At 66.7% G+C, this 18875-nt stretch carries 20 protein-coding genes; 11 read left to right on the forward strand and 9 right to left on the reverse strand.

The annotated features are described in order from the left end of the window. Positions 1-10 precede the first annotated feature (10 nt). Positions 11-1393 (forward strand): adenylosuccinate lyase, encoded by a 1383-nt coding sequence (gene purB, locus HDC95_RS13180; RefSeq protein ID WP_259064200.1) that lies wholly within the window; start codon positions 11-13, stop codon positions 1391-1393. Between the two features lie 21 nt (positions 1394-1414). Here the strand turns inward: purB and HDC95_RS13185 are convergent, their stop codons facing one another. Both HDC95_RS13185 and HDC95_RS13190 read right to left on the reverse strand, forming a co-directional pair. Beyond that, on the reverse strand, positions 1415-1789 hold the full coding sequence (locus HDC95_RS13185; RefSeq protein ID WP_259064025.1) for a hypothetical protein: 375 nt from the start codon (positions 1787-1789) through the stop codon (positions 1415-1417). After that, the gene (locus tag HDC95_RS13190) at positions 1786-2445 is read right to left on the reverse strand and encodes an acyl-CoA synthetase (RefSeq protein WP_259064026.1); all 660 of its coding nucleotides are present in this window, start codon (positions 2443-2445) and stop codon (positions 1786-1788) included. The genes HDC95_RS13185 and HDC95_RS13190 overlap by 4 nt, the downstream gene beginning before the upstream one ends. A 261-nt stretch (positions 2446-2706) precedes the next feature. On the opposite strand from HDC95_RS13190, the gene HDC95_RS13195 reads away from it, so the two are divergent. Genes HDC95_RS13195 through HDC95_RS13215 form a run of 5 tightly spaced genes read left to right on the forward strand, consistent with a single transcriptional unit; the run spans position 2707 to position 8698 of the window. Next, positions 2707-3822, forward strand: coding sequence for a LacI family DNA-binding transcriptional regulator (locus HDC95_RS13195; RefSeq protein ID WP_259064027.1), 1116 nt, complete (start codon positions 2707-2709; stop codon positions 3820-3822). After that, positions 3809-5434, forward strand: coding sequence for an FAD-dependent oxidoreductase (locus tag HDC95_RS13200; protein WP_259064028.1), 1626 nt, complete (start codon positions 3809-3811; stop codon positions 5432-5434). The genes HDC95_RS13195 and HDC95_RS13200 overlap by 14 nt, the downstream gene beginning before the upstream one ends. Before the next feature lie 47 nt (positions 5435-5481). Then, positions 5482-6789 carry a sugar ABC transporter substrate-binding protein gene (locus HDC95_RS13205; protein WP_259064029.1) on the forward strand — a complete coding sequence of 436 codons (1308 nt, stop codon included), beginning with the start codon at positions 5482-5484 and terminating at the stop codon, positions 6787-6789. A 6-nt stretch (positions 6790-6795) separates the two neighbouring features. Continuing rightward, the gene (locus HDC95_RS13210) at positions 6796-7770 is read left to right on the forward strand and encodes a carbohydrate ABC transporter permease (protein WP_259064030.1); all 975 of its coding nucleotides are present in this window, start codon (positions 6796-6798) and stop codon (positions 7768-7770) included. After that, positions 7760-8698, forward strand: coding sequence for a carbohydrate ABC transporter permease (locus HDC95_RS13215; protein ID WP_259064031.1), 939 nt, complete (start codon positions 7760-7762; stop codon positions 8696-8698). Before HDC95_RS13210 ends, HDC95_RS13215 begins: the two co-directional genes overlap by 11 nt. A gap of 114 nt (positions 8699-8812) precedes the next feature. On the opposite strand, the gene HDC95_RS13220 is transcribed toward HDC95_RS13215, so the two are convergent. From HDC95_RS13220 to HDC95_RS13235, 4 genes are all read right to left on the reverse strand, one after another. Then, a complete protein-coding gene (locus HDC95_RS13220) occupies positions 8813-9445 on the reverse strand; it encodes a DUF6226 family protein (protein ID WP_259064032.1) in 633 nt (210 codons plus the stop codon). A 4-nt stretch (positions 9446-9449) separates the two neighbouring features. Beyond that, positions 9450-10292: a sulfurtransferase gene (locus HDC95_RS13225; RefSeq protein WP_259064033.1), complete on the reverse strand. Its 843-nt coding sequence runs from the start codon at positions 10290-10292 to the stop codon at positions 9450-9452. A gap of 55 nt (positions 10293-10347) precedes the next feature. Next, positions 10348-12180 carry a DUF1349 domain-containing protein gene (locus tag HDC95_RS13230; protein ID WP_259064034.1) on the reverse strand — a complete coding sequence of 611 codons (1833 nt, stop codon included), beginning with the start codon at positions 12178-12180 and terminating at the stop codon, positions 10348-10350. 182 nt (positions 12181-12362) lie between these two features. Further along, positions 12363-12827 (reverse strand): hypothetical protein, encoded by a 465-nt coding sequence (locus HDC95_RS13235; RefSeq protein ID WP_259064035.1) that lies wholly within the window; start codon positions 12825-12827, stop codon positions 12363-12365. Here HDC95_RS13235 and HDC95_RS13240 point away from each other — a divergent pair. Beyond that, complete coding sequence (locus HDC95_RS13240; protein ID WP_259064036.1) at positions 12826-13143, forward strand: nuclear transport factor 2 family protein; 318 nt, start codon at positions 12826-12828, stop codon at positions 13141-13143. The genes HDC95_RS13235 and HDC95_RS13240 overlap by 2 nt on opposite strands. Positions 13144-13269: 126 nt before the next feature. Here HDC95_RS13240 and HDC95_RS13245 read toward each other — a convergent pair whose 3' ends face one another. Next, positions 13270-14673, reverse strand: coding sequence for a cell division initiation protein (locus HDC95_RS13245; protein ID WP_259064037.1), 1404 nt, complete (start codon positions 14671-14673; stop codon positions 13270-13272). Positions 14674-14916: 243 nt separating this feature from the next. Here HDC95_RS13245 and HDC95_RS13250 point away from each other — a divergent pair, with 243 nt between their 5' ends. From HDC95_RS13250 to HDC95_RS13260, 3 genes are all read left to right on the forward strand, one after another. After that, positions 14917-15888 (forward strand): acetylxylan esterase, encoded by a 972-nt coding sequence (locus tag HDC95_RS13250; protein WP_259064038.1) that lies wholly within the window; start codon positions 14917-14919, stop codon positions 15886-15888. A gap of 159 nt (positions 15889-16047) precedes the next feature. After that, a complete protein-coding gene (locus tag HDC95_RS13255) occupies positions 16048-16410 on the forward strand; it encodes a helix-turn-helix domain-containing protein (RefSeq protein WP_259064039.1) in 363 nt (120 codons plus the stop codon). A 76-nt stretch (positions 16411-16486) separates the two neighbouring features. After that, positions 16487-16948 carry a hypothetical protein gene (locus tag HDC95_RS13260; RefSeq protein ID WP_259064040.1) on the forward strand — a complete coding sequence of 154 codons (462 nt, stop codon included), beginning with the start codon at positions 16487-16489 and terminating at the stop codon, positions 16946-16948. On the opposite strand, the gene HDC95_RS13265 is transcribed toward HDC95_RS13260, so the two are convergent. Next, the gene (locus HDC95_RS13265; RefSeq protein ID WP_259064041.1) at positions 16945-17547 is read right to left on the reverse strand and encodes a ClpP family protease; all 603 of its coding nucleotides are present in this window, start codon (positions 17545-17547) and stop codon (positions 16945-16947) included. The genes HDC95_RS13260 and HDC95_RS13265 overlap by 4 nt on opposite strands. Beyond that, positions 17544-18188 (reverse strand): ClpP family protease, encoded by a 645-nt coding sequence (locus HDC95_RS13270; protein ID WP_259064042.1) that lies wholly within the window; start codon positions 18186-18188, stop codon positions 17544-17546. The genes HDC95_RS13265 and HDC95_RS13270 overlap by 4 nt, the downstream gene beginning before the upstream one ends. A gap of 117 nt (positions 18189-18305) precedes the next feature. On the opposite strand from HDC95_RS13270, the gene HDC95_RS13275 reads away from it, so the two are divergent. After that, positions 18306-18773 carry an acyl-CoA thioesterase gene (locus HDC95_RS13275; protein WP_259064044.1) on the forward strand — a complete coding sequence of 156 codons (468 nt, stop codon included), beginning with the start codon at positions 18306-18308 and terminating at the stop codon, positions 18771-18773. Positions 18774-18875 lie beyond the last annotated feature (102 nt).

Consider the following 18875-nt stretch of genomic DNA (forward strand, 5'->3'; position numbering starts at 1 on the left):
GAGGACTCCCCTGACTTCCCCGAACTCCTTCCCCGTCCAGCCGCTGAGCCCCCTCGACGGGCGCTATCGCCCGGCCGTCGCTCCTCTCGGCGAGTACCTCTCCGAGGCCGGATTGAACCGTGCGCGGGTAGAGGCCGAGGTGGAGTGGCTGATCGCTCTGACCGATCACTCGCTGTTCGGCACGTCGCCGCTGGCGGATGCTGACAAGGAGCGCCTGCGCGGCCTCTACCGCGATTTCGGGCAGAACGAGATCGACTGGCTCGCCGAGAAGGAGGCCGTCACCCGTCACGACGTGAAGGCCGTCGAGTATCTCGTGCGCGACCGCCTTCAGACGCTGGGCCTCGATTCGATCGCAGAGCTGACGCACTTCGCGTGCACCAGTGAGGACATCAACTCGGTCTCGTACGCGCTCACCGTGAAGCGCGCCGTCGAGGACGTGTGGCTGCCGGCGTTCGACGGACTGATCGCGAAGCTCCGCGACCTGTCGGTCGAGCACGCGGATGCTGCGATGCTCTCCCGCACGCACGGCCAGCCCGCCACGCCTTCGACGATGGGCAAGGAGCTCGCCGTCTTCGCGTGGCGCCTCGAGCGCGTGCGCACGCAGATCGCCGGCTCTGACTTCCTCGCGAAGTTCTCCGGTGCGACCGGCACCTGGTCGGCGCACCTCGCCGCGGATCCGGATGCCGACTGGCCGGCGATCGCCCGTGAGTACGTCGAGGGCCTCGGCCTCGGCTTCAACACGCTCACCACCCAGATCGAGTCGCACGACTGGCAGGTCGAGCTCTACGACCGGGTGCGTCACGCCGGCGGCATCCTGCACAATCTGGCCACCGACATCTGGACCTACATCTCGATCGGCTACTTCACGCAGATCCCGGTCGCCGGAGCCACCGGCTCGTCGACGATGCCGCACAAGATCAACCCGATCCGCTTCGAGAACGCCGAGGCGAATCTCGAGCTGTCGGCCGCGCTCCTCGGCTCGCTGTCGCAGACTCTGGTCACCTCGCGTCTGCAGCGCGACCTCACAGACTCGACCACGCAGCGCAACATCGGCGTCGCGTTCGGGCACTCACTGCTCGCTCTCGACAACCTGCGTCGCGGGTTGAACGAGATCTCGCTCGCGCGGGATGTGCTGCTCGCCGATCTCGACGTGAACTGGGAGGTTCTCGCCGAGGCGATCCAGACGGTGATCCGCGCCGAGGTCGTCGCCGGCCGTTCCACGATCAGCGACCCGTACGCGCTGCTGAAGGAACTGACCCGGGGTCACCGCGTCGGGGCAGCGGAGCTGGCATCCTTCGTCGAAGGGCTGGAGATCGGGGATGCTGCGAAGCAGCGCCTGCTCGCTCTCACGCCCGCGACGTACATCGGCATCGCGGAGCGCCTCGCGAAGTAGGCCGCGCAAGGATGCCGCGGCTCAGGACTTCGAGGAGTCCGAGTCGCTCGGGTTCGAGGAGTCGCTCGGGTTCGAGGCCTCGTCGTCAGGCTCTTCGTCGTACAGAACCGGGCGCTCGAGCGTCTTGTCCTGGTACTCGCGAGGATCGACGGCGAGGATCAGCATCGACATGATCAGCAGCGTCACGATGAACGCGCCACCGCCGATGACCAGGCCCAGAGCGACGGGCGTGAGGCCCTGGTAGTTGCCGTTGGCGATCGAATCGTTGACACGCGACGTGAACGCACCGGTCGAGACCAATGTGACGACGGCAGCGAAGATGCCGCAGACGAGCGCGATCCCGAGAAGGTGCAGCGGACGCAGCAGCTCTCGACGATTGGTCTTCTTATCGCTCACGGGGCTCCTCCACTCTCGACCGAGGCGCTCGTGGCGTCATCGGTTTCGGCATCCTTCGTCTCGGCATCCTTCGCATCCGAACGATTCGGTGAGAATCCGGCGATCGCGAGGAACACGGCGACGATGGCGGTGTAGCCGCCGACCATCCCGACAGCGAGGATGATCCCGGTGAGCGTCAGTGCCCCCGCGCCGTCGACCGAGTACTGCAGCGAGTATCCGGCGGGGATGATGAGCAGGACCACCGCGAGCAGGAGACCGAGGGCGCCGACCGTGATGGCGTCCTTCGCGGCCGGATCCGTACGGCGGGCGCGGAGCCCGGCGATGAGTTCCACGAGGCCGGTCGCCGCAGCCCAGATGATGACGACGACGAAGAACACCGCGTCGGTGCGCCAGGTCGGGACCCCGCTGACGATCGCGGTGAGCAGGTCGATGACGCCGAGAAGGATGAGCGGCCAGCGCGATCCCGCAGGAACGGCGAGCCAGGCGCCGAGCAGGAAGATGAATCCGCTCGCGGCGACGAAACCACCGAACACGGCGAACCCGACTGCCGCGGAGTGATCTGAGGAGAAGGTGATCATGAGCGCCGACGCCGCCGCGAAGAGCGCGCGCAGCAGTTGGATGTTGCGCACGGTGAATGTGCGAGCTGGGGCAGACATGACGATTCCTCGGTCTTCCGGGGTGGTGTGTCCAGTCTACGCGTGGGCGAGGAGCCGACGTGCCCGACCAGATGCCGCTGCGATCGCATCGAGGACCGTCCGCCGATAATGCGGATTTGCAGACGCGGGTGCTGACGTCGCGGACGAACACAATGCGCTAATAATGCGCATTATTCAATTGACCGTTCGCGCCGCGGAGCGACAGACTGCTGTCTCGTCACCATGCCGTCTTCAGGCTGGACGTCAGATCGAGGAGGATCGATGCCGCGTCACCGCTTCACACAGGCCGATGTCGCCGCGATGGCCGGCGTCAGCCAGTCGACGGTCAGTTTCGTCCTGAATGCGAACGCACCGGCCGGCGTCCGGATCTCCGACGAGACCCGCGAGCGCGTGCTCGATGCCATCCGCATCACGGGCTACTCGGCGAATCCGGTCGCGCAGCGCCTCGCAGGAGGGCGAAACCAGATCCTCGGCGTCTTCACGTACGAGGCGACATTTCCTCGCGGTGGCCGCGATTTCTACGGCGCTTTCCTCATCGGCATCGAGCACGCGGCCGAGCAACTCGGCGTCGACATGCTGCTCTTCACCTCAGCCCGCGTCGTCGACGGTCGGCGTCAGCTCGCCCGCGACGGATGGCAGCGCCTGGGCATCGCCGACGGTTGCCTCCTACTCGGACAGCATGAGGATCGCGGCGAGCTGCAGCATCTTCTCGATACGAAGTATCCGTTCGTGTTCATCGGAAAGCGCGTCAGCGAAGGCCGCCTGCTCCCGTACGTCGGCGCCGACTACCTCACTGCGACCTCTCGTCAGGTGGAGCGACTCATCGCGAACGGTCACACCCGCATCGGATACGCGGGCCCCCAGTCGAGTGATCAGCCCACGCTCGATCGCGTCGAGGGATACCGGCAGGCCATGCGCGCTCACGGGCTTCCACTGCGCTTCGTCGACGTCCATGACGTGTCAGGTGCCGCAGAGGAGATCGCTGAACGGCGTCTCACCTCGATCCTCGTCGCACCGGAGAACTACCCGGAGGAGCTCGCAGACGAACTCGAATCCCGTGGGCTGCGGATGCCGGCCGATGTGTCGATGCTGCTTCTCGGCCAGCCGCACCATCCGCGCCACGGCGGTCGCACCTGGTCAGGGTTCGCTGTCCCGCGTGAAGAGATGGGCGCCCGCGCTCTCGTGCTGCTGTCGCGGATCGTCGACCAGGAATCGCCCACTCCACGCTCTCCAGAGGGGCGGATGCCGAATGCACCCGTTCTGGACGAATCCGATTACCACCAGATGCTCGACTGCCCCGACATCGACGGCGCTTCGCTCGCCGCTGCCCCGGCCACCGCCCGCAACACCGAAGGAACCATTCGTGACCACGCGTGAACAGACCACCGACATCCTCATCGTCGGAGCAGGCCTCGGCGGTATCGCCGCCGCGCTCGCTGCCGCCGACCGTGGAGCGAACGTCGTCCTGACCGAGGAGTTCCCGTGGATCGGCGGGCAGCTGACCTCACAGGCGGTGCCGCCGGATGAGCACCCCTGGGTCGAGGAGTTCGGCATCACCGCCCGCTTTCGCGCACTGCGCGACGGCATCCGCGATGTCTATCGTCGTCGGTACCCGCTCATCGACGACGCCCATGCGAAGGCCGAACTGAACCCGGGCGCAGGCTGGGTGTCGAAGCTGTGCCATGAGCCGCGCATCGCGGTCGGCGTGCTGGAGGAGATGCTCGCCCCGCACCGCTCAGCCGGACGGATCACACTGCTCGAGCGGCGCCGGCCCGTCTCCGCGACGACCGACGGCGACCGCGTCACCTCCGTCACCCTCAGCTCCGAGGTCGGAGAGGAAGACGTGACGGTGCATGCGTCCTACGTGGTCGACGCGACCGAGACCGGCGAGCTTCTGCCGCTCACCGGCACCGAGTACGTGACGGGGTTCGAGTCGAGAGCCGAGACCGGAGAGCCCAGCGCTCCCGAGATCGCTCAGCCCGACAACGTGCAGGCGCTGAGCGTGTGCTTCGCCGTCGAGCATGTGGACGGCGACCACACGATCGAGCGCCCGGAGCGCTACGACTTCTGGCGCCAGTACACCCCATCCGCATGGCAGGGCCACCCGCTCCTCTCCTGGACGGCACCCAACCCCCGCACACTCGAGATCGACACCCGCGCCTTCAGCCCGAACCCGGGCGATGACGCACTCGCCGTCGACGCCGACCAGTCGAAGAACGCCGGCGATCAGAACCTCTGGTTCTTCCGTCGCATCGCCGCCCGCGACCTGTTCACGCCCGGGTTCTACGAGAGCGACATCTCACTGGTCAACTGGCCGAGCATCGACTACTTCCTCGAGCACGTGCTCGACGTTCCTCGCGAGACGGAGCTCGAGCGCTACGATGACGCGCGGCAGCTGAGCCTGTCGATGCTGTACTGGATGCAGACCGAGGCGCCTCGGGCGGACGGCGGAACAGGCTTCCCCGGTCTCAGGCTCCGACCCGACGTGATGGGCTCGACCGACGGGCTCGCCCAGGCACCCTACCATCGTGAATCCCGTCGCATCCGAGCACTCACGACGATCACCGAGAACGACGTGTCGTACGCGATCCGCGGCGACGAGGGCGCGACCCGCTACGAGGAGTCGGTCGGAGTCGGGATGTACCGGATCGACCTGCACCCCTCCACCGGCGGAGACACCTACATCGATGTAGCTTCCACGCCGTTCGAGATCCCGCTCGGCGCGCTCATCCCGCAGCGCGTGACCAACCTCCTGGCGGCGAACAAGAACATCGGCACGACGCACATCACCAACGGCTGCTACCGGCTGCACCCGGTGGAGTGGAACATCGGTGAGGCCGCCGGACATCTCGCCGCGTTCTGCGTCGCGAACGGCACCGCCCCGCACACCGTGCACTCCGACACCGCTTACCGCGAGGCCTATCAGGGCGAGCTCGACGCCACGGGCGTCGAGCGGCACTGGCCGGAGGGCCGCGTCCACGCGTACTGAGACCTGCAGCACCACCCGAACACACGATTCACAGAATGGAGAGACACATGAGTCACCCGCAATCACGTAGACGTGCACACCTCGCGGTCGGCGCCGGCATCGCAGCCGTCGCCCTCACCCTCGCCGGATGCAGCGGCGGAGGAACCGCCGAGACCGAAACGCCGGACGAACCGGTCGAACTTCGCATGACCGTCTGGACGGCCGACGAGACGCAGCTCGCGCTGTTCCAGGAGATCGCCGACGAGTACGTCGCCGAGAACCCTGACCTGGTCTCGAGCGTGACGTTCGAGCCGATCCCGTTCGATGCGTACACGACGACCCTGACGACGCAGCTCGCCGGCGGCAACGCCCCGGACCTGGGCTGGATCCTCGAGAGCTACGCACCCGAGTTCGTGCAGAGCGGCGCGCTGGTCGACATCGCACCGACGCTGCAGGAGGCCGAAGGGTACGAGTACGACGACCTGCTGGACTCGTCGCTCGCGCTCTGGCAGCAGGACGACGGGCTCTTCGCGTATCCGTTCTCGAACAGCCCGTTCGCGATGTTCGTCAACACCGACCAGCTCGCAGCGGCAGGTCAGCCGAATCCCGCTGATCTCGTCGCATCCGGAGACTGGACCTTCGACACCGCCCGCGACATGTCGGCCGCAGCGGCCGCCGCCTCGGGGAAGCAGGGACTCGTCGTCCGTGACTTCGACTACAAGGCCTGGGAGGTGCTGGGCTCGGTGTGGAACGGATGGGGAGCGGCACCGTGGAGCGAGGACGGCACGCAGTGCACGTTCACCGAACCTGAGATGGTCGACGCCATGACGTGGATCCACGACGCCGTGTTCAGGGATTCCGCGATGCCGGGGCCCGGTGTCACCGCTGACTTCTTCGCCGGCGACGCGGCGATGACGATCACTCAGATCAGTCGCGCATCCGCGCTCGACGACTCGTTCGCGTGGGACATCCTGCCGCTTCCGGCCGGCCCAGAGGGCCAGCAGAACGTCATCGGCCAGGCCGGCATCGGCGTCTTCGCGAATGCGAAGCACCCCACGATCGCGGCGGACTTCCTCGCGTACTTCACCGACCCGGAGAACGCCGAGAAGCTCGCGACGTACTTCCCGCCGCCGCGTGAATCGCTGCTCAACGCCGAGACGCTGGGTGCTGCCAACCCCAAGCTCAGTGAAGAGCAGTTGCAGGCGGTCGTCGTCGACGGCATCCAGGACGCGGTCACCAAGCCGACGCACGCCAGCTTCGCGAAGCTGCAGGACACCGTGCGGGCAGAGCTCGACGCGCTGTGGACGGCGGATGCCGATGTCCAGGCCGTTCTCGAAGACACCTGCGGCGCCATCTCACCGCTGCTGGAGGGCTGATACCGCATGACCACCACTGCCGCCAGCGACGCGGCTCAGACCACGGAGCGGAGGGGACGCGCAGGGCGTCCTCCCCGCCCCGCGGGTATGCGCGGCCGCCGAGCGGCCGCCACCCGCGGCGACTGGATCGTCGGCTACACGATGGTCGCGCCGGCCGTGCTCGGCGCGCTCGCCTTCGTGATCGCGCCGCTCATCGCCGTGTTCTGGTTCTCGCTTCATGACTGGAACGTCCTGGCGAACACGTTCGTCTTCTCCGGAACGGAGAACTACGAGCGGATGCTGAGCGATCAGGGTCTGCATGACTCTCTGCTCGCCAGCGTGTGGTTCTCGATCGGTTTGGTCGCGCTGAACATCACGCTCGCGCTGTTCTTGGCCGTGCTGCTCAATCAGAAGCTGCCTGGGACGACCACGTTCCGAACGTTCTTCTTCTCTCCGGTCGTGGTCTCGCTGGTGGCCTGGACCATCGTGTGGAGCTTCCTGCTGCAGGCCGACGGGGGAATCAACGGCTTCCTCTCGCTCGTCGGCGTCGACGGTCCGAACTGGCTGCGAAACGACTTCACGGCGATGGTCTCCGTGATCATCGTGCAGGTCTTCAAGAACGTCGGCATGAACATGATCCTGTTCCTCGCGGCGCTCCAAGGAGTGCCGGAGGAGATCATGGAGGCCGCGCGCATCGACGGCGCGGGGGCCTGGCGCCGGTTCCGCGCAATCACCCTGCCGATGATCAGCCCGACGATCCTGCTGGTCTCGATCCTGACGATCGTCGGATCGCTCGAGGTCTTCGCGCAGATCGCCGTCCTCACCGGCGGCGGACCGGGCAACTCCACCACGGTGCTCGTCTACTACCTGTACCAGCAGGCGTTCCGCTTCAACGACTTCGGCTACGCCAGCGGCATCTCCGTGCTGCTGTTCATGATCGTGCTGGTTCTCACCCTCATCCAATGGCAGACGCGAAAGAGGTGGGTCTTCAATGAGAACTGACGCTCCCCTGGCCGATGTCGATCCGATCGACACGACGACCGTGGTGACCGGATCGACCACCCCTGCGCGCCGTGTACGCGCCGGCAGTTCACGCGTGAAGCGGCGGTGGGTCTCGATCGGTCTCGTCGTACTGCTCGCAGTCATCAGCATCCCGTTCATCTTCCCCACCTGGTGGATGGCGACTTCGAGCCTGAAGCCGATGAGCGAGATCCTGCGCAAGGTCCCGACGCTCTGGCCGGAGAATCCGAGCTTCGACGCGTACGGCGAGGTGTTCCGTCTGCAACCGTTCGCGCAACAGTACTGGAACAGTCTCTACATCGCGGTGATCGTGACCGTTGGGACACTGCTGGTCGCGGCGATGGCCGGCTACGCGTTCGCGCGCATCCGCTTCCCCGGCGCCAACGCGCTGTTCCTGGTGGTGCTGGTCGGTCTTCTGGTTCCGAGCGAGGTGACGATCGTGCCGCTGTTCCGGCTGGTCAACGGCATGGGCCTGATCGATACGCACTGGCCGCTCATCGTGATCCCGATCTTCGGAGCACCCGCCGTGCTGTCGGTCTTCATCATGCGTCAGTTCTTCCTCGGGCTGCCCACCGAGCTGGAGGAGGCAGGGCGCATGGACGGCCTCGGCCGCTGGGGGATCTTCTGGCGGATCGCGTTCCCGCTGTCACGTCCCGCGTTGGGGGCGGTCGCGATCTTCACGTTCCTGAAGTCGTGGAACCTCTACCTCGAGCCGATCGTGTATCTGTCGAGCAAGGACATGTTCACGCTGCCTCAGGCTCTGACGCAGTACGTCGACGCGTATGGCGGGCCGATGTGGAATGTGCAGCTGGCTGCGACGACGCTGACCGTCGTTCCCGTGCTGCTGGTGTTCCTGTTCGCTCAGAAGCAGTTCGTGCAGGGCCTGGCGCACACCGGGTTGAAGGGTTAGCGCTTCGGCGGACACTTCGCTTGGAAGAAGAGTTTCACGGCTTCCCGCCGCTCGGAACCCGTGAAACTCTTCTTCCATCGCGTTTGGCGGAAGGCTTCACCCTCCCGGTGCCTGTCACCGGAGCCTGGGCCAGGCGGTCCAGGCTCCGTCGATCTCCGTGAGTGCGCCGGACGCAGCATCCAACCGCGCTCGCGGCACATCTTGGCTCTGTCCCGAACTGCTCCGAGATCCGTCCGCGTCTGAGAGACGGTACGCCTCTCCCTGCCGGCCTGCGCGCTCCTCGTAGCCGCCCTCCACTACCGTCTGCACATCCCATTCCATGGAATCCGCCACCCGCTCCCAGGTTTCATCGCACGCGTCGCAGCCGCACACCGGGTAGAGGAAGTCGTGCAGCAAACCCGCGTGCACGAGGATGGAGGGGAACGAGGTGAAGACGAACGTCAGCGGTGCCGCCGTGGAATCGTCCGGCGTGATCCTGACGGCGCGGATCACATCGTCGCGATCGTGCATGAGGTCGGATGCCAGTGCGAGGTCGTCTTCGACCGTCACCGCGTACTCGCTCGCGAGCGCGTCGATCAGAGCCTGGGCGACCTGATGCAGCGGACGGAACCGCTCCACGTTCGACAACACTGAATAGCTGTCGCTCGGAGGCGAATCCGGCCCCCACCGGTCGCCATATGCGATCACCGCGCCGTCGTCATCGCGGAACACCTCGGGCTCGATGCCCGGTCTGCGATACGAATCCACTCGGTTACTCCGCGGTGGCGACAGCGCGACCTGGTGTGTTCGACCACTGACTCCAGGAGCCGTGGAAGATCTTCGCATCGATGCCCGCTTCGGCGAGCACAAGCGCGGTGTGCGCTGCGGTGATGCCCGAGCCGCAATAGGTCGCGACCGGGGTGCCGTCGTCGATGCCGGCATCCGCGAAATTCTTCTTGAGCGCCTCGAGGTCGAGCAGCGTGCCGTCGCCCGCGACGTGCTTCCCCGTCGGCAGGTTGACCGCTCCGGGAATGTGTCCGGCGATCGGATCGAGTGGCTCAGTCTCGCCGCGGAAGCGCTCCGGCGCACGCACATCGAGCAGCACACCGGATGCCGGGAACGCCGCCGCCTCGTCGATCGTGAGGCTGTCCGCCGAGACGTCCGCGAGAGTAACCGTCCCCGGCGAGTACTCCACGGAACCACTCTCGACATCGCCGCCGGCATCCTTCCACGCCTGCCAGCCGCCGTCGAGAACCCGCACATCGAGGCCACCTTGGCGCAGCAGCCACCACGCGCGTGCCGCGGGCAGCCCGCCGGCATCGTCATAGGTGACGACCACGTCACCGTCGTTCAGACCCCACCGACGCGCAGCATCCTGCACCTGCGCGGTCGAGGGAAGCGGATGCCGCCCCTCATCGGGCTGGCCGTGCCGGGTCAGCTCGCTCTCGAGATCGGCGAACACCGCTCCAGGGATGTGCCCCTGATGGTATTCCTCCCGGCCGTCCGGCTGGGAGCGTCCGTCTGGAACGCTCAGACGCCAGCGCACATCGACGACGCGCACGGCCTCGTCGCGTATCAGCTCGGCCAGCTCATTCACACTCACCATGTGGGACATGATCCCAGGCTACGACGACGCGGGGTCGTCACCGGCGCTCACCTGGTGGCTCCCGTCAGTTCGGGAGTGCCTCGGCGCCATTCCCGTGGCCGTTCCCAGGACCGTGACCGTTCCCAGGACCGTGACCGTTCCCAGGACCGTGACCGTTCCCAGGACCGTGGCCGTTCCCAGGACCGTGACCGTTCCCAGGACCACTCCCCGCACCATTTCCGGGATCGGTGCCGTCCTCACAGGCGGCCAGTTCATCCTCGCTCGGCGTGAACCGCAGCCAGTCGAATCGCGCCTCGGTATCGGGAGCGGTCGTGGCACCGCGGAACGCGGATACTCCGACGCCGGTGGCCGCGAGCACATCCGACTCGATCGGCTGGCCGATGCGAACGAACTTCTGGCCATCGGCGGACAGCGAAGCGGTGATCCACTCGCCGTTGCTGCTCATGCGCAGCCACACGGTGCCGCCGATATCCGCCGGAGGAAAGACGCTGTCCTCCCACGTCCAGGTGTCGAAGCGATCCTTGCCGTTGTTCTTCCAGGTGAAGTCGAACCGCTGCCCCTGCTGCGCATACGACCACACGAGCTTGGCGTTGTTCGCATCGTCGCGATACAGCACGAGCCCAGCCTGCTGGTACTTGGCCACCGGCGCGTAGTCCAGTTCAGTCGTGACCTCCCACGCGCCATCCGGAACGGGCAGTTGCGGAATGGTCGCACCGCCTATCGACGTGGTCGGCGACGACATCACCAGATCGCCGTCCTCGATGCGCAGGCGATCCTCGCCGTCGCGGACGACACTCCATGCCTCGCCCAGAGCGTCATCGTCGAATTCGTCGGAACCCTCGCCCGTGCACAGTGCGTACATCGGGTCCTCGGAATGGGTGTTGAGCGGATCCCTCGTGCCTTCGGGATCGAGCACCGCGTGGGCGATGGTCGTGCCGCTGCGTCCGCCGATCTCGAAGATCATGTGGGTGACGCCATCCTCTTCCACGATCTGCGGCGAAGATGTGCGCCCTTCCTCCGGCGGGAACGGGCTCGGGATGTACAGCGGCATCGGATCGCCAACGCTGCGAAGGTTCTCGTCGAGCTTCTTCGCGAAGATGGTACCGGCGCTCGATCCGTAGAGAACGTACTGCGTGCCGTTCCACTCCCAGATCTCGGGTCCGGCGACGTTCGTCCCCTCGACAGCTGTCGGTTCGACCACCCACCCCGGCTGCGCCTCCCAGTTGATCAGGTCGTGCGAGTAGGCGAGCCCGATGCGTCGCACGTTCGAGGTGTCGTTGACCATGAAGAACATCGCGTGCTCCCACCCGTTCTCCGGGAATGGGTTGGCGAAGATGCGGTTGTACGAGGTCTCGGTGGCGTTCTGACCGAACTGCTCGGTCGTCATCACGACGCCGCCGTAGTCGAAGTGCACGCCATCCTCCGACGTGGCATACCGGTCAGTGGAGTTCTCGCCGTGGAAGTAGAGGAACACCTGTCCGGTGCCTTCGTTCCACACGGCATCCGGTGCAGAGACGTGCGAGACGTCGTAGATGCCATCCCAGACATTCGACACGATCGGACTGCCCTCGTAGTGGGTCCATGGCCCGTCGAGCGAATCGGCGTACATGAGGTTGATGCCGCCGGGCGCATCATGCGGCGCGAAGTAGACGTACCACTCGCCGAGCGGGTTCTCGAGATACTCCCCCGCATGGAACACCGACGGGAAGATGAACTCGTCGCCCGGGTTCCAAGTCTCGTCCGTGAACCGATCGATGATCGGACCCTGGGTGGTGAAGACCGGAAGTTCTTCTTCTGACGCGGCGGATGCCGCGGTCGACGCCGCTCCTGCGATCAGCGCGGTGGCGACGAGCGTCAGCGAGACCGCTGCCGCAGCTATTCTACTTCGAATGGCCATGGACTGCTCCTCTCGGTGCCTTCATCGGCACCGCTCAGGCAAGGCACCCGCCTTGCTCACAGCGCCTGATCGTACTCACGCCCACCCGTCGCAGTCACGGCCATAATGCGCATCATTTGGCGGTGCGCAGCATTATCCGGATGCCGACGGCGTCGGGCACGGCGAGCGGAGACGCTGCGTCTCTACGCCCGTTTGAGTGCGGCCGCAGTCGCGGTGTCGGCCGGATAGAACGCCTCGATGTGGAGATCATCGACCGTGACGTCCACTGCGGAGACGACGGACGCGGCGAAGCTGAACAAGGACAGCTCTTGGTGGCCGACGCTCAGCCGCAGCGGCACGACGACATCACGCGACGCGGCCCCCTCCGCGTCCGGGCCTGGGTAATGGCCCGCCTCATCGAGCAGCTCATCCAGTCGCGGGTCAGCGGTGCGCTCGAATCGATGCCTCACCTGGCCGAGCAGGAACGACCTCCACTGCCCGAGGTTGCGAATGCGCGGTGCCAATCCGTCCGGATGCAGCGACAGCCGGACGGCATTCACCGGCGGTTCGAGCAGGTGATCAGCACATCCGACGAGCAGTAGATCGGTGGCGGCGTTGCGATCCACCACGTTCCACCAACGATCGAGCACGAGGGCGGGATGGGGCATGTGGGCGTCGAGGAGCACGCGGAACGCGTCGGCGATCGCGTGCAGTTCAGGAGATCGAAGGTACGTCGACCCGCTGGCAGAAGTCAGCGGACGTGAGGGCATCGGCGGCGTCATCGAGGCTGTCCGCGAGCAGTTCCCCGGATTCGTGTTCGGCCTGGTCTCCGGACCGGACACTCACCACTCACAGGCACGTTTCCAATGGGGACTCGGCCCTGCCGGAGAGGATCCGCTCATCGTCGGGTTCGACGTGATCACCGTGGACGAGGACGGACGCATCCGCACCGTGGTCGGCTTCCTCGACAAGGTGCCTGCCTGAGCCACGCCCCGCGCGGACGCGGTGGAAGGAGGAAAGTGTCGGTCCCGATCGAAGGGAACCGGCACTTTCCTCCTTTGAAGCACTGGACGCGACGGGCGTCAGAGACTGTTCGGACTCGGGGACGAATCAGGCCTTGGCGTCGTCCTCGTCGTCATCCTCGGAGTCTGCGTCTTCTTCGTCGGCGTCGTCTTCCTCGATGCCAGGCGCCAGCTCGATGATCTCGTCGCCCTCTTCGAGCACGTCCACGTCATCCGCGTCTTCCGTGTCGCCGTCGTCCGCGGCATCCGATCCGAGCACACCGTCGGGGCGGATGAGCTCGCGCACCTCGGCCATGAAGCTGTTCAGCTGCTGCTGCTGCCAGCGCAGCTGGCGTGTGCGGTCCTCGGCGTCGCGCAGCACCTCCGTGGTGTGGCCGGTGACCGTGCTGACGATCTTCTGAGCCTTCACACGTGCGCGCTCCAGCGTCTCGCGGGCGCGCACCTGGGCATCGGCCTCGATGGCCTGAGCCTGCGAGCGCATCAGGCGCTCGTAGTCATCGGCCTTCGCCGAGATGCGCTTGGAGTGCTCGAGGGATGCCGCGACCTGCTCGTTCGCGTCGGTAGTGATGCGCTCCGCGTGGGCGACGGCCTGGTTGTGCAGCAGCAGGAACTCCTGCTGCGCGTCGTCCTGTCGGCGAGTCAGGGTCTCTTCGAACTCCAGCACGCGAGCGTTCATCTCGCGCACCTCGCGCTCGGCATCCGCCCGCTGCTGGCTGGTCTCGCGGGTGACCATCGAGCGCAGCGCCGCGGAGCCCTTCTCCGCCTCGGTGCGAACCGTCGCGGCCTCCTGCTCGGCCTGGATGACCTTCTCGGCCGCGTGCGCGGCCTCGCGCTGGATCGTCGCTTCGTGTGCGGTGTACTCGGTATCGATCCGCAGACGCACCTGATCGGCGTCGTGCTGAGCCTGCGCGGTGATGCGGTCGACCTCTGCGGCCAGCTCGGCCCGACGCGACTCCGCCTCTTCGCGAGCGGCCTCCAGCAGACGCTCGGCCTGCACGGCCGCGTTCTGGATCAGGACCGTTGCCTGCTCCTCGGCGACGCGCAGCACGGCCTCGAACTGCAGGCGCGAGCCCTCGGTGTCGGCACCCGTCTTGGGGGCGTCTACGAGCTCGCTCGTCAGCGTCGCGACCTGCTGCTCGGCGTCGTCGGCCTGCGCACGGGCGGCGGCGAGATCGGCCTCCAGCGCTGCGATGCGGTCGTCGTTCTGCGCCTCGAGCTCGGCGATGCGGGCGTCGCGCTCGGCGAGCGCGGACTCGACCTCGGAGCGTGCGGACTCGACGTCGCGGCTCACACCCGCCCGCGCCTCGGCGAGCTCGGCGTCGACCCGCTGCACCTGCATCCGCAGGCCCGCGAGCGCAGCATCCACCTCGCCGCGGTCGTACCCGCGGAAGCCGATCGTGAAATTACCCTGTTCCCTGGGCTGTCCCTGCGCGAGCTGGTCGAAGAAGTCGGCCCCGTGCTCGTCGACGTTGTTCTCGGCGGAGTTGCTCACAGGGAATGCCTTTCTGGAGGTGCTCACCGAGCGGCCCTCACGATGCACAGCATCATCTAGAGAAGGTGACGGTTTGCAGAAATGGGGGGAGGTTCGAGCTGCGAACTCGATACTCAGCCTAATGAGTTCGCCAGCCTTGCGGAACCGTCGGATTGCCCTGCGTGCGTTCACGTTGGTGCGCCGTCGCAGCATCGGCCATCCGCACGGATAAACTGCCGCCGACCCCGAGAGAAGGATTCCGCAATGCCGCGTTTCGATCTGCCGCTGGAGGAGCTCCGCTCCTATCGCCCCGACGTCGCGGAGCCCGCAGACTTCGACGATTTCTGGCAGCAGACGCTTGAGGAATCACGCGCGGCGGCGCAGCCGATCCAGCTGCGACGCATCGACTCCCCCTTGCAGTCAGTCGAGGTCTACGACGTGACCTTCAGCGGATTCGGCGGTGACCCTGTGGGCGGATGGCTGCTGCTTCCCGCCGACACCGATGAGCCACTGCCCGCGGTGGTGGAGTTCAACGGCTACGGCGGCGGCCGCGGTCTGCCGCACGAACGTCTGGGATGGGCCTCGTCCGGTTACGCGCACTTTTTCATGGACACCCGCGGGCAGGGAAGCGCGTGGGGAACCGGCGGCGTGACCGCCGACCCGCACGGCTCGGGCCCGGCGTCCCCCGGGTTCATGACCCGGGGAATCGAGGACCCTGGCAGCTACTACTACCGCCGTGTCTACACCGACGCCGTGCTCGCGATCGACGCCATCCGCTCGCTCGATCGCGTCGACGCGGCGCGCGTGGCCGTATGCGGCGGAAGTCAGGGCGGCGGGATCGCGATCGCCGCCGCCGGTCTCTCCGCAGGGCTCATCGCGGCGATGCCCGACGTGCCGTTCCTGTGCCAGTTCGAGCGCGCCGTGGGCCTGACCGGCCGCGATCCCTACAACGAGATCGTCCGGTATCTGTCGATCCATCGCGGCACGGAGGATCGCGTGTTCGAGACCTTGTCGTACTTCGACGGCGTGAACCTCGCGCGGCGCGCGACCGCCCCCGCCCTCTTCTCGGTCGCGCTGATGGATCCGGTGTGCCCACCGTCGACGGTCTTCGCCGCGCGGAACAACTGGGGTGGAGTCGCGGAGATCGCCGAGTACGCCTTCAACGAGCATGAGGGCGGACAGGGCGTGCAGTGGCAGAAGCAGGCAGCATTCCTGGCCGAGCAGCTCGCGGGCTGACCGCCGCACTTCGGGCCGACACTTGTCAGTCGAAATCACACCTGTCAGTCGAAACCCAGGGATCTCGACTGACAGGTGTGATCCGGGCTGACAAGTGTGCGTGTTCTGCTCTGAGCAGAACGGCGGTGACACCGGCGCGCAGCGGAGTTACCGTGAACCATGGCCGAGATCGTCCCGTTCACCCGTACGCCTCATCCACCGCGCCGACCGCGTCCGCAGACCGACCCGGAGCCTCTCTGGCGTCATCTGCTCGGTGACCAGCTCCGGCGCCGCCGACATGAGCGCGAAGAGACCCTCACGGAGACCGCCGACAAGGCCGGCGTCTCACCGCAGTACCTCTCCGAGGTCGAGCGCGGACTGAAGGAACCGTCCAGCGAGATGATCGCCGCGATCGCCGGCGCCCTCGACACGACGCTCATCGAACTCGCCAGCAGCGTCGCCGATGAGTTGCGCATGGCCTCGGCACCGGCATCCGCTGCGGTGTCTGCCGGCAGCCGTGGCGCGTTCGCCCTCGCAGCCTGACACTCGTTCTCCCCGCCATCGCTCGTCCGCCCTGCGGAGGGATGGCCGCGACCCGGAAGCACCTCACGATTGAGGCATGACACCTCCGGACACCGCCACAGCCTCCCCCTCCTCTGACCGCTCCGTCGGGCGTCGTGACGGCGCGCCCGTCCGACCCGACCGGCTCACGGTCTCGGCCGCGATCGCGCTGCTGACGATCTCGGCGCTTCACACCGTGGTCTTCGCCCTGCACCCGTGGTGGGGCGCCTGGATGGCGGGGCCGTTCCGAACCGCTCAGCTGCCGGTGGAAGCGGCAGTCCAGTTCTGGGGACTGCCCGGCGGCTTCGTCGTTCCCGGCGTGCTGCTCGCGCTCCTCGTCCTGCGGGTCGGCAGACGCGGCGACACCGTGCCGCTGTACATCGCGCTCACCCTCGGCATCTGGGCTCTCGTGTGCATATGGATGGTGGGCCCGAGCGGATTCGTGCTGCTGCTGGTCCCGGTCGTGCTGTTGCTCATCGCGGCCCTCAGGGCACGGCGCCGTGCAGAGCATCGGGGCTAGCCCGAGCTCTGCACTCGCTCCCCCAGCACGCGGTCGATCAGCCCGTACTCGAGCGCGGCGGATGCTGTGAACACCCGATCCCGGTCGGTGTCGGCGCGCAGCGCCTCGACGGTGCGGCCGGTGTGACGGGCGAGCACGGCCTCCATGTCGGCGCGCACTCTGACCACCTCGTCCGCGGCGAGGATGAGGTCGGGGATAGCTCCGCGCGACTGCCCGGCGGGCTGATGCAGCACGACGCGCGCGTGCTCGAGCGCCGCGCGCTGCTCCGGCGCACCGGCGGCGGCAAGGAGGGCCGCGGGCCCGATCGCCTGGCCGACGACCGTCGTCGCGATGCTCGGGCGGATGTGCTGCATCGTGTCGTAGATCGCGAGCGCCGCACCCGGATCGCCGCCTTCGCTGTTGATGTAGAACTGGATGCCGGCGTCCGGGCTGTCGGCATCCAGATGCAGTAGCTGCGCGATCAGCGCGTTCGCGACCCCGGCGTCGATCCCTGTGCCGAGGTAGATCACGCGCTCCGCGAGCAGGTGCGAGTAGACGTCCATGACGCGCTCACCCCGCGGATGCTGCGCGATGACGTTCGGGATCGTGTAGCTGCTCATGACTTCTCTCCTTCGTGCGCGGATGCCGCGGCATCCGTCCCCAATCCGACCCGCGCGCGGCGGTGCGGCATGACCTCGAAGGTCGACGAGACGATCGCGTCGATGAATCCGTACTCCTCTGCCTGCGCTGTCGTGTACCAGCGGTCGTGCAGCGAGTCCTCGAAGATGCGCTCGGCGGGCTGACCGGTGTCATCGGAGATCAGGCCCAGCACGGTGTCGCGCATCTGTCTCAGGTCGTCGGCCTGCACCTCGATCTCCACCGCGGAGCCGCCGATACCTGCCGAGCCCTGGTGCATGAGGATGCGCGCGTGCGGCAGCGCGCGACGCTTGCCCTTCGTTCCGGCGGAGAGCAGGAATTGCCCCGCGCTGGCAGCGGTCCCGAGCGCGAGGGTGGCCACATCGTTCGGGATGAGGTGCATGATGTCGCGGATCGCCAGCATCGACGGCACCGAGCCGCCGGGCGAATGGATCCACAGGGCGATGTCGGCGACCGGATCCTCGGCCGACAGCGTCAGCAGCTGCGTCATCAGCAGCGTGCCGTTGTCGTCGTCGAGGGCGCCGTCGAGCACCAGGATGCGATCGTGGAACAGCGCGCGCCTGGCCTCGGGGCCGAACCGCGGAATGGGGGTCTCTTCACTCATGACTTCAGCCTGCGCGGCCGCGGCGGAGCAGGCGCGGAAATCTGCTCACGGCGGCTCTGCTCAGGGCGGAACTGTCCCCGTAACATCGACGAATCATGCGCCTCCTACGCTCGGGACATGGCAGAGGCATGGCAACCGCACGACGACGGCATCAACTTCCACACCCGAAAATGGGTCAGGCCGGAAGACCTCAACGCGAACGGATCACTGTTCGGCGGGAGTCTGCTGAAGTGGATCGACGAAGAAGCTGCGATCTACGCCATCGTGCAGCTCGGCAACTACCGCGTGGTGACCAAGCTCATCTCGGAGATCAATTTCGAAGCATCCGCTCTGCAGGGCGACCTGATCGAGATGGGTCTGACCGCGACCCACTTCGGTCGCACCTCGCTGACGATGCGCGCAGTCGTGCGCAACATGATCACTCGCAAGCGCATCCTGACGATTGAGAAGATCGTCTTCATCAGTCTCGACGAAGACGGGCATCCGACGCCGCACGGATACTCGTCCATCACGTACAACCGCGACCGGATGCCGCATGAGCACCCCGACACCGGGACGATCAGGCTCAGGCTCCCCTCGGCCTGACCCCTACCGCCCTACGGGGCACCTGCACGACTCGGGTACATCTGCACGACCATTCTCGGCACACGGTCGTGCAACTGTGCCGTCGTCGTGCAGGTGTGCCAT

Origin of the sequence: Microbacterium sp. AK031 (genome assembly GCF_024807145.1) — a bacterium.
Taxonomy (GTDB): Bacteria; Actinomycetota; Actinomycetes; order Actinomycetales; family Microbacteriaceae; genus Microbacterium.

Excerpts from the sequence above, each read along its gene's own strand:
- HDC95_RS13190 (WP_259064026.1), bottom strand. The coding sequence starts at position 2,445 with ATGTCTGCCCCAGCTCGCACATTCACCGTGCGCAACATCCAACTGCTG.
- HDC95_RS13195 (WP_259064027.1), top strand. The coding sequence starts at position 2,707 with ATGCCGCGTCACCGCTTCACACAGGCCGATGTCGCCGCGATGGCCGGC.
- HDC95_RS13205 (WP_259064029.1), top strand. The coding sequence starts at position 5,482 with ATGAGTCACCCGCAATCACGTAGACGTGCACACCTCGCGGTCGGCGCC.
- HDC95_RS13210 (WP_259064030.1), top strand. The coding sequence starts at position 6,796 with ATGACCACCACTGCCGCCAGCGACGCGGCTCAGACCACGGAGCGGAGG.
- HDC95_RS13215 (WP_259064031.1), top strand. The coding sequence starts at position 7,760 with ATGAGAACTGACGCTCCCCTGGCCGATGTCGATCCGATCGACACGACG.
- HDC95_RS13225 (WP_259064033.1), bottom strand. The coding sequence starts at position 10,292 with ATGTCCCACATGGTGAGTGTGAATGAGCTGGCCGAGCTGATACGCGAC.
- HDC95_RS13230 (WP_259064034.1), bottom strand. The coding sequence starts at position 12,180 with ATGGCCATTCGAAGTAGAATAGCTGCGGCAGCGGTCTCGCTGACGCTC.
- HDC95_RS13240 (WP_259064036.1), top strand. The coding sequence starts at position 12,826 with ATGTGGGCGTCGAGGAGCACGCGGAACGCGTCGGCGATCGCGTGCAGT.
- HDC95_RS13235 (WP_259064035.1), bottom strand. The coding sequence starts at position 12,827 with ATGCCCCATCCCGCCCTCGTGCTCGATCGTTGGTGGAACGTGGTGGAT.
- HDC95_RS13250 (WP_259064038.1), top strand. The coding sequence starts at position 14,917 with ATGCCGCGTTTCGATCTGCCGCTGGAGGAGCTCCGCTCCTATCGCCCC.
- HDC95_RS13255 (WP_259064039.1), top strand. The coding sequence starts at position 16,048 with ATGGCCGAGATCGTCCCGTTCACCCGTACGCCTCATCCACCGCGCCGA.
- HDC95_RS13260 (WP_259064040.1), top strand. The coding sequence starts at position 16,487 with ATGACACCTCCGGACACCGCCACAGCCTCCCCCTCCTCTGACCGCTCC.
- HDC95_RS13265 (WP_259064041.1), bottom strand. The coding sequence starts at position 17,547 with ATGAGCAGCTACACGATCCCGAACGTCATCGCGCAGCATCCGCGGGGT.
- HDC95_RS13270 (WP_259064042.1), bottom strand. The coding sequence starts at position 18,188 with ATGAGTGAAGAGACCCCCATTCCGCGGTTCGGCCCCGAGGCCAGGCGC.
- HDC95_RS13275 (WP_259064044.1), top strand. The coding sequence starts at position 18,306 with ATGGCAGAGGCATGGCAACCGCACGACGACGGCATCAACTTCCACACC.